The following is an 8,960-nucleotide window of genomic DNA, read 5'->3' as shown; positions in this document are numbered from 1 at the left end:
GTGGAAAACCGCATGAAATCGTTGTCTGCACGCGCCCCCACGGGGACCGGCGTGTAGGCATCTGCGGTCTCGAACCCTGAATACAGGGTATCGCCACTGTCCAGACGGGACGGAATATCCTGAGGGGCACATGCCCCGAGGGTCACGGCGGCCAAGAGGGCCGCTGCTGCTGTGCGTGTCATACCTGCTCTCCTCACGGGGCCGCTTATGTGCGGCTCTCTCGTGTTCTTGTGTCTGTAACATAGGAACAGCAAGCAGGTTGTCATAGGGGAAATCCGCGCGCCTGACGTCCCTGTCGCAAAATTGCCGCACACGTCAACCTTATGCCGCCGACCCCGTTTTACCGCTGGCCAGCGCCTGACCAAAGGGAGCGCCCCTGCAGGGCGCGCTGTTTTTCCGGAGGCCTGAGGCAGGCGTGAGCCCATCGCGGTTGGGCAGGGTGCGTCGATGATATCGGCCCTCCGGGGGGAGTTTTTCGGGCCAGATGAAGCAGGGGACCTCTCTGCGATGTCGGACTGCGTCGGATTTGGTGTCTTTGGGGTCGGTGTGGTTTCGCGATGGCGCTGCGGTTTGGGGCATCTTTGGCCCATCGGATCAAGGAGTGCAGGTCGATGAAGACGAACGTGAAAGCATTGGTTGTAGGCGGTGGCGCGGTTGGCACGTCGATTGCCTATCATCTGGCAAAGGCCGGATGGGACGACGTGATGTTGCTGGAACGTGACGAGCTGACCTCTGGGTCCACATGGCATGCCGCCGGTTTGCTGCCCTTGTTCAACATGTCCTATGCGACGACGCATATTCACAAGTATTCCGTCGATTTCTACAAAACGCTTGAGGCGGAGACAGGGTTGAACGCGGGCTTTGCGGTCGTGGGCAACCTGCGGATGGCGCAGACGAAGGAGCGGATGGATGAATATATGCTCTATGCCTCCACCGCGGAGACCTGTGATGTACCGTTTGAGTGGCTGACGCCCGATGAGATCAAGGCACGTTGGCCGCTGATCAACACCGAGGACCTTGAAGGTGCGATTTATCACACCGAGGACGGCTATATTAACCCTGCGGATGTGACCATGGCCATGGCCAAGGGCGCGCGTCAGCGGGGCGTGATGATAGAACGTAAGTGGCAGGCCGATGCGTTTCACTGGACCGGGGACGCGTGGGAGGTCACCTGCACCAAGATGGTCGAAAAGGGCGGAAATCTGGTGCCCTCGGACGAGCAGATCGTGATCACGGCCGAACATGTGGTCACAGCATCAGGCAACCATGCGCAGCGCACGGCCAGGATGCTGGGGATCAAGATGCCTGCCATTCCGGTGGAGCATCAGTTTATCGTGATGGATCAGGACCCTGCGCTGGTGGAGTTCCGTGCGCAGGGCGGTGTCGAACACCCTGTCGTGCGGGACGCCGATGCGCAGTCTTATGTGCGTGAGGAACGGGGCGGCTGGATCCTTGGCGTTTATGAAAAGAACGCCCCTGCGGTCTTTGAACACGGGGTGCCGGACAGTTTCCGCGCCGATCTGTTCCAGCTGGATCTGGAGCGGATTGAAGACCAGTACATGGCGATGATCCACCGCATTCCGTCGTGCGAGGAAAGCGGGTTGAAGGACGATTTCAACGGCCCGATTTGTTATACGCCGGACGGCAACCCACTGGTCGGGCCTGCGCCGGGGCTGCGGAATATGTGGCTGGCCGAAGGGTTTTCCTTCGGGATCACGGCGGCCGGTGGCACGGGATATTACCTTGCGCAGATGATGGTGGAGGGTGAGGCGGAGATCGACATGGCGTCGCTGGACCCCAAGCGCTACGGCGACTGGATGACCACGGAATTTGCGGCCCGCAAGAACGAGGAATGCTACGACCACGTCTATATCCTGCACCATCCTGATGAGGAACGCCCCGCCTGCCGTCCGCTGCGCACATCGCCGGCCTATGACCGTCAGGCGGCACGGGGCGCGCAGTTCGGGTTTGTGAACGGGTGGGAACGCCCCAACTATTTTGGCCCGCTGGATGCGCCGGACACTTTTGACCATGACAGCCGCAGCTTCCGCCGTGGCGCGTGGTGGCACCATGCGGTGGAGGAGGCCAAGGCGGTGCGCGAGGGCGTGGGCCTGATCGACGCCACGGCCTTTACCAAGCACATCGTCAAGGGGCCTGGAGCGACCGCGTTTCTCGATTGGTTCACCACGAACAAACTGCCGCGCGTGGGCCGCATCAATCTGACCTATGCGTTGACCAGCCATGGCACCACCCGCACGGAATACACCATCGTGCGTCTGAAAGAGGACGAATATTATCTTGTATCTGCAGGGGCTTGGACGGATTACGACGCCGATTTCCTGCGCAAGGCCATTGAGGATAAAGAGGCGGAGTTCGGCCGGATCGAGGTGCAGAACGTCACCACCCAGTGGGGTGTCTTCGCCATCGCGGGGCCAAAGGCGCGCGATGTGCTGAACGAGGTGATTGTTGATGCAGACCCCGCCACGGCGCTGTCGAACAAACGCTTCCCGTGGTTGTCAGCGAAACAGATCGAACTGGGCATGTGCCCGGTCAACGCGATCCGCGTGGCTTACACCGGTGAGTTGGGGTGGGAGTTGCATCACCCGATCGAGATGCAGAATTACCTGTTCGACTTGCTCGAAAAAGCAGGTGCCAAGCACGACATGAAACTGGTCGGTGCACGGGCGCAAAACTGGCTGCGGCAGGAGAAATCCTACCGCGCCTTCGGAACCGAACTGGGCCGCGATGCCACCCCGTTGGAGGCGGATTTGCCGCGCTTTGTGGACCTGTCCAAGGACTTTCACGGCAAGGCGGCTATGGAAAAGATCGGTGTGCGGTTCAAATGTGTGACCTTCCTGATTGACGGGCCGGAGGATGCGGACCCGTGGGGGCGCGAGGCGCTTTTGCACAACGGTCAGAAGGTCGGGCGGTTGACGTCGGGCGGCTATTCGGTGGCTTTCGGGAAATCCATCGGCATGGGCTATCTGCCGGTTGAACTGGCCGAGGTCGGGACCAAGGTTCAGGTCCGCATGTTCCGTCAGGTGTGGGATGCGGTGGTTGTCGAAGACAGCCCCTATGATCCGAAAAACGAAACCATCCGCAAGGACGGGTAAGGAAAACCTGCACACGGGCGCGGGGTGACGTCCCCCCGCGACTTTGCCATGATGGCTGAAACCGGAGGCCCCCATGCGCATCTTTGCTTTCCTACTGTTGACCCTGTTCACCACGACCGCCCATGCCCAGGGGTTTTCCAGCCCGTCGGGCAATATCCGCTGCTACGTCGATCTTTATGAAACGCGGTTTGATGACGCGCCGATGGTGTGTCTGGTGTTCGATGCCGACTGGGATTTGCCGCCCGATTATGGCGATGATGACCCCACCTGCGATTTGGACCGCACCCGCACCGTGATCTTGCCGCCCGATGGCCCGGCCAGCGCCCGTTGGACCTGCCACGGGGATGTGTTCTGGCCGGCCCCCTTGGGGCGGATCAGCTACGGGTCGGAATGGTCGTTGGCGTCGTTTACCTGCACCAGCGACACGGACGGGGTGCGCTGCGTCAACGGGCAGGGCAACAGCCTGTGGGTGCGGCGCGCTTCATTGGTGTTGAACTAGGGGTCATCTGCCTGCCGAACGAGGGCGGCAGGCAGGCGCCAGCAATGCCATAATTGTGCCCCAGTGCTGCCGGTTTGGGGGGCTATCCCTGCCTCAACCGGATGCAAATACGGGTGAGACGAGCAATGAAATTCCAACCGACCTTGCAGGCGCTGTCCCCTTGGGTGGCGGCCTTTGGCATCACCCCCGATGCGCGGATCAGCACACCGGACGGGCCCCGCATGGCCGGTGATCTGGCGCTGGGCGATCTGGTGGACACCCGCGATGACGGCCCGCAACCGGTGGCCGAACTGCGCGAGGCCTTTGCCGCCCCGTCCGAACGAAATCATTATCCCGTCTGCATCAGGCGCGGGGCCATGGGGTTCGGTCTGCCCCATGGGGACCTGTGCATCGGGCCGCAGCATCGCGTGCTGTTCGAACACATCCGCGTGCCCCTGCTGTTCGGGGAAGATGCGGTTTTGGTCCGCGCCAAATCCCTGGCCGTCAGCCACGCCGATATCGCCATCGCCCAGACACCTCTGCCGGTCAGCTACGTACAAATCAGTCTGACAAGACAGGCCGTCATCTTTGCCGAAGGCCTGCCTGTTGAAACCTTGCTGCACGACGGCGCATGCACCCTGCCTTACAGCACCTTGCGGTCATGGGAACTGATGGCCGCCGTCGCGTGATACGGGGGGTTTAATTTCCCTCGGCGGCCATGGCAGCCGCCATCATGGCATCCATGAAGCCGCTTTCGCTCATTTTGGCGACTTGCAGATCAATCATGCCGCAGGCGCGTGTGATTTCCATGGATTTCTCTTCGGTCAGGCCCTCGGGCATGACATTGGGCATCTCTTCCATGTCATCAATGCTCGAGATTGCGGACATCTCGACAATCATCTGTTCCATATTCGTCAAAAGCTCGTCCACACCGTCATCGCCCACCTCGTCGCGGTAGCTGTCCAGCATACATTCACCGGCGGCGCGCATGGGGTCGTCCCACTGCATTGATTCCTGTGCGGTGGCGATGATTTCGGCCTTGGTGTCGGGGTCCATGTTCACCTCTGCGGTCATCATGGTCATCATCAGGATATTGGCCTGTTCGGACACGTCTTCCATCCGGTCAAGCTGGTCGTCAGCAAGGGTGGCGGTGGGCAGGGTGATGAGGGCAGCGAGTACGAGGCGGTTCATGAAATTCTCCTATCTATAACGGTCAGCCTGAAGGATAGGGCTGTCGCGATCAATGGGGGATTCCCTGCCCTCAGCTGCGGGCAAACCTGTCCGGCGTCAGCCGTGACACCATATCGGCGGCCAGAACGGGCGCGCGGCCCGCGACCAGATCGGCCACCAGCTGGCTTGCGGCGGGGGCGGTCTGAAACCCGTAACCGCCCTGTCCGGCCATCCAGATGAACGACGGATCGGCAGGGTCCGGCCCCAGCACCAGATTGCGGTCTGGCGAAAACGTGCGCAGGCCCGCCCAGTTGGAGGTGACGTGGCTGACCGGTTCGGTCACATGGGCCTCGTACCGGGCCAGCCCTTCGGCCAGCACCATGTCATCGGCCCATGCGTCCATGGGCGGCATCGGGTCTTCATCGGCGGGCGATACGATCAATGCGCCAGCATCGGGTTTGGCGTACCACGTCTCACCGGGACCAAAGAGCATGGGCCAGCGCGACACATCATGCCCGCCCGGCGCGGGAATGCGCGCCATGGACCGGCGCAGGGGGGTGACGCCAAGCGGGGCCACCCCTGCCATCACCGCGACCTCATCCACCCAAGCGCCAGCGGCGTTGACGATCGCGCGGGCCGCGATGACCTCACCCCCCACAGTGACGTCCCATCCGGTGGCGGTGCGGGTGATTGCGGTGACGTCGCCGCCCTGCCGTACTGTGCCGCCGTTGCGACGCACCGTTCGCGCGAAATCCTGCACCAGTTTGTCAGTGTCCAGATCCCACGCGTCCGCGTGATAGCCCACGCGGGTCACGTGGTCATTCAGGATGGGAATAAAGGTGCGGCCTGCGTCCGGCCCGATGTCCTCCATCTTCATGGAGACCAGATCGGCTTCGAAGTCGTCGGTGTTCAACGCCGTGCCAATCAGCATCAGGCCACGGGGGCTGACGACCCCGCCGTGGGCGTCGAAATGGTAGGATTTGCTGGCCTCATTCAGGGCGATGGTGCTGGGCAGGCCGTAGCTTTCTTCAAACATCGCCGCTGACCGGCCGGAGGCGTGGTAGGCCAGCGCGTCTTCGCGTTCCACGACCATGACCTGCCCCAGATCAGACAGGCGCGCGCCGACGGAACAGCCGGCGATGCCGCCGCCGATGACCAGAAAATCTATCATGCCTCTTCGATCCTGTCTGTGGCGGGGGGCGGTGTGGGGGACAGGGCGGTGATGGCCTCATATGTGGCGGCGTCCAGCGTCAGGTCCAATCCGGCCAGCGACGGGGCCAGTTGGTCGGCGGACCGCGCCGACAGGATCGGATGAACCTGTGGCGCATGACGGCGCAGCCACGCCACGGCCACGGTTGTCGCCGGAACACCCAGACCGGCCGCAATCTCGGCCAGTCCGACAGCCGCCTCATGCATCCAGCCTTGCCCGTAACGTGCGGCGTAGCGGTCATCGAAGGCCAACCGCCCGTCCGCGCCGGTCACGGCGTATTTGCCTGTCAACAGCCCCCCGCCCAAGGGTGAATAGGCGCAGACCTGAATGTCCTGATCGGCGGCCACGGGCAGCAATTCAACCTCAACCTGCCGTTTTACAAGGTTCATCATCGGTTGCAGGGCATCAATGCGCGTGCCCAGCCCCGCCGCAATCCCTTGCGCTTTCATCACCTGCCATGCGGCGAAATTGCTGACCCCGATATAGCGGATCGTGCCCGCCTGCTGCAGGGACGCAAGCGCGGCAAACGTCTGATCGAGCGGGGTGGTCGGATCAAAGCGGTGCAGATACAGCAGGTCGATCACATCGCGCTGCAACCGCCTGCGCGACAGATCAACCGATGTCTGCAGATTGGCCGCCGTTGCGGGCTGGTCATAAGCCGCTTTGGTGGCGACAAAAAGGTCGTCGCGGGCACCGGCCAGTTCGCCCAGCATCTCCTCCGACCGGCCCTCGGTATAAAGATGGGCCGTATCAAAATGGGTGATCCCGGCGTCCAGACAATTCGCGAACATCGCCTGCGCGGCCGCCCTGTCAGCCGTCCCGCCCCACTGCATCGTGCCATAGGCCGCAGGCGCCAAAGGCGCCCCGCCTTGTGTGGTCATCGCTGTCATGACATCCTCCGTCGCGCTGGCCCAGATGCCCCAGCTTAACGACAGATGGCGGGGAGGGGCCAGCCCGATCCTGCGCCTAGTCGATAAGGGCCTCGATCGGCACGGCAAGGGTCACATGCACGCCGTTGGGGGTCATGTCGCGCACCAGTGTACCGCGCAACTGCGCTTCGACGTTCAGCTGCAACAGCCGCGACCCGAAGCCCTCGTCGCTTGTCGTGGTCTGAAGGGTCTGCGGCAACTCCTCGCGCCATGTCAGACCCAGCTTGTCTTCAGCCACGTTCCAGTCCAGTTCAACCTTGCCCAGAATATCCGAAAACGCGCCATATTTTGCGGCATTGGTGGCCAGTTCATGCAGGCTCAGCGCGAAGGCCACAGCTGCCTTGGGCCCCAGCATCACCTTGCCCCCGCGCACGATCTTCTGGGCACCGGGGTAGGGGGCCAGAACGGTCTTGGCCAGTTCATCGAGCGCCACTTCGCCGCCCTCATGACCGCGCGTGCCGCCATCGGGCAACACCAGAGAATGGGCCGCATTCAGCGCCTGCACCCGCCCGGTGATCTGTTCTGCCATCTCCCGCGGGTCGGACGCATCGCGGGCGGATTGCCGGATCATACCGCCAATGAGGGTAAAGATATTCTTCAACCGGTGGTTCATCTCGCTGATCAGCAGATCACGCTGGGCCACCGTATCGCGCAGCTTGAGATCGGTTTCGATCATCGCAGTCAGGTCTTCTAAGGTCTGCAGGTCCGCCGCGCTCCATTCATGGGGATGGCCGTCGATCACACAAAACGAACCCAGCGGCTCCCCGTCGGGGCCGTGCACGGGCACGCCCAGATAGGCGACAACGCCCAGATCGTCGATCGCCAGATTGTCGCGCACACGCGGATCATCGCGCGCGTCTTTGACAATCAGCGGCGCACCGTCGATGACCACATGCTGACAGAAGGAATGGCTTAACGGGGTTTCACGGTCCTTGGCCACATCGCCTGTCAGACCGACCTGCGCCTTGAAAAACTGACGTTCCCCGTCAACCAGCGACAACAGCCCCACAGGGCGACCTGTCAGTTGCGTGGCCAGACGCACCGCGCGGTCAAACACCTCCTCGTGGGGGCTGTCCATAAGATTGGTGGCAGCCAGGGAGGCAAGGCGGCGGGGGTCGGTTAAACGCGTGGCACCCTCAGATGCACCGTCTGCCGCGTTTCCCTGTCCATCCATGTTTACAGTTCTCCAGTCACGCTCCTTAAGATAGGTTTTGTTGACTCGAGTCAACATTGCCCGAAATTTAGGCCATCACATAAAAAAGAGGCCCGCAAACCTGCGGGCCCCATCGTTGCAAAATACCGGCAGATTATTGCGGAATTTCCGCGTCCAGACCTTCGACGTAGAAGTTCATGCCTGCGATACCATCATCACCGAAATCCTCAGCCGTGGCGCCTTCGGCCAGCCAGACGGTGCCGTCCTGCTTGTTGATCGGGCCGGTGAACGGGTGGTAATCGCCCGCCGTGATCGCATCAATCATCTCTTGTGCGGAGGCGCGCACGTCTTCGGGGATCGCGTCGGTCATTTCACCGATTTCCACCATGCCAGTGTCCATGCCGTCCCATGTGCTGACGCTTTCCCACGTGCCGTCAATCACAGCCTGCGTGCGTTCAATGTAGTAAGGCGCCCAGTTGTCGATGATGGAGGACACGCGCGGCAGCGGTGCGAATTCGATCATGTCAGACGCCTGACCAAAGGTGTACACCGTAGCGCCACCTTCGTTCGCAGCAGCCGCAGCGGCCTGTGGGGCCGTGGAATCGGTGTGCTGCAGGATCACGTCGGCGCCCTGTTCGATCAGCGTGGTCGCGGCGTCGGCCTCTTTCGCGGGGTCGAACCACGTGTAGACCCAGATGATCTTGAATTCGATTTCGGGGTTCACTTCCTTAGCGTGCAGGTAGGCTGCGTTGATGCCGCGGATGACCTCAGGAATGGGGAAGGACGCGATGTAGCCGATGGTGTTGGATTCAGTGATCTGACCCGCGATGTGGCCCTGAACCGCGCGGCCTTCGTAGAAGCGGGCCGAATAATTGGACACGTTGTCGGCGGTTTTGTAGCCCGTGGC

Annotated in this window: 9 protein-coding genes; 3 read left to right on the top strand and 6 right to left on the bottom strand. The window is 62.0% G+C overall.

The genetic code is table 11. The annotated features are described in order from the left end of the window. Positions 1-182: hypothetical protein (locus tag QZ653_RS10715; protein ID WP_296420066.1), on the bottom strand; the 182-nt coding region annotated here is incomplete at its 3' end. A gap of 429 nt (positions 183-611) precedes the next feature. Between QZ653_RS10715 and QZ653_RS10710 the strand changes: the two genes are divergently transcribed. The 3 genes from QZ653_RS10710 to QZ653_RS10700 all read left to right on the top strand — a co-directional run bounded on the left by QZ653_RS10710 (position 612) and on the right by QZ653_RS10700 (position 4,280). Next, positions 612-3,113 carry a GcvT family protein gene (locus QZ653_RS10710; protein WP_296420065.1) on the top strand — a complete coding sequence of 834 codons (2,502 nt, stop codon included), beginning with the start codon at positions 612-614 and terminating at the stop codon, positions 3,111-3,113. Positions 3,114-3,186: 73 nt separating this feature from the next. After that, on the top strand, positions 3,187-3,612 hold the full coding sequence (locus tag QZ653_RS10705) for a hypothetical protein (RefSeq protein WP_296420064.1): 426 nt from the start codon (positions 3,187-3,189) through the stop codon (positions 3,610-3,612). Positions 3,613-3,737: 125 nt separating this feature from the next. Then, positions 3,738-4,280: a Hint domain-containing protein gene (locus tag QZ653_RS10700; protein WP_296420063.1), complete on the top strand. Its 543-nt coding sequence runs from the start codon at positions 3,738-3,740 to the stop codon at positions 4,278-4,280. 10 nt (positions 4,281-4,290) lie between these two features. Here the strand turns inward: QZ653_RS10700 and QZ653_RS10695 are convergent, their stop codons facing one another. The 5 genes from QZ653_RS10695 to QZ653_RS10675 form a co-directional block, all read right to left on the bottom strand. Then, positions 4,291-4,782, bottom strand: a complete 492-nt coding sequence (locus tag QZ653_RS10695; protein WP_296420062.1) for a hypothetical protein — start codon at positions 4,780-4,782, stop codon at positions 4,291-4,293. A 70-nt stretch (positions 4,783-4,852) separates the two neighbouring features. Next, on the bottom strand, positions 4,853-5,932 hold the full coding sequence (locus QZ653_RS10690; protein WP_296420060.1) for an NAD(P)/FAD-dependent oxidoreductase: 1,080 nt from the start codon (positions 5,930-5,932) through the stop codon (positions 4,853-4,855). Next, entirely contained in the window at positions 5,929-6,861 is a 933-nt protein-coding gene (locus QZ653_RS10685) for an aldo/keto reductase (RefSeq protein WP_296420059.1), read from the bottom strand. Before QZ653_RS10685 ends, QZ653_RS10690 begins: the two co-directional genes overlap by 4 nt. A 76-nt stretch (positions 6,862-6,937) precedes the next feature. Beyond that, positions 6,938-7,978: a GAF domain-containing protein gene (locus QZ653_RS10680; RefSeq protein WP_296420058.1), complete on the bottom strand. Its 1,041-nt coding sequence runs from the start codon at positions 7,976-7,978 to the stop codon at positions 6,938-6,940. A gap of 229 nt (positions 7,979-8,207) precedes the next feature. Beyond that, on the bottom strand, positions 8,208-8,960 hold a 753-nt coding region (locus QZ653_RS10675), incomplete at its 5' end, for a BMP family ABC transporter substrate-binding protein (RefSeq protein WP_296420056.1).

The sequence above is a fragment of the Pseudooctadecabacter sp. genome (assembly GCF_020627745.1).
GTDB lineage: Bacteria > Pseudomonadota > Alphaproteobacteria > Rhodobacterales > Rhodobacteraceae > Octadecabacter.
The sequence above is the reverse complement of the archived record's forward strand: the minus strand, read 5'-3'. Positions and strand labels throughout refer to the sequence as shown.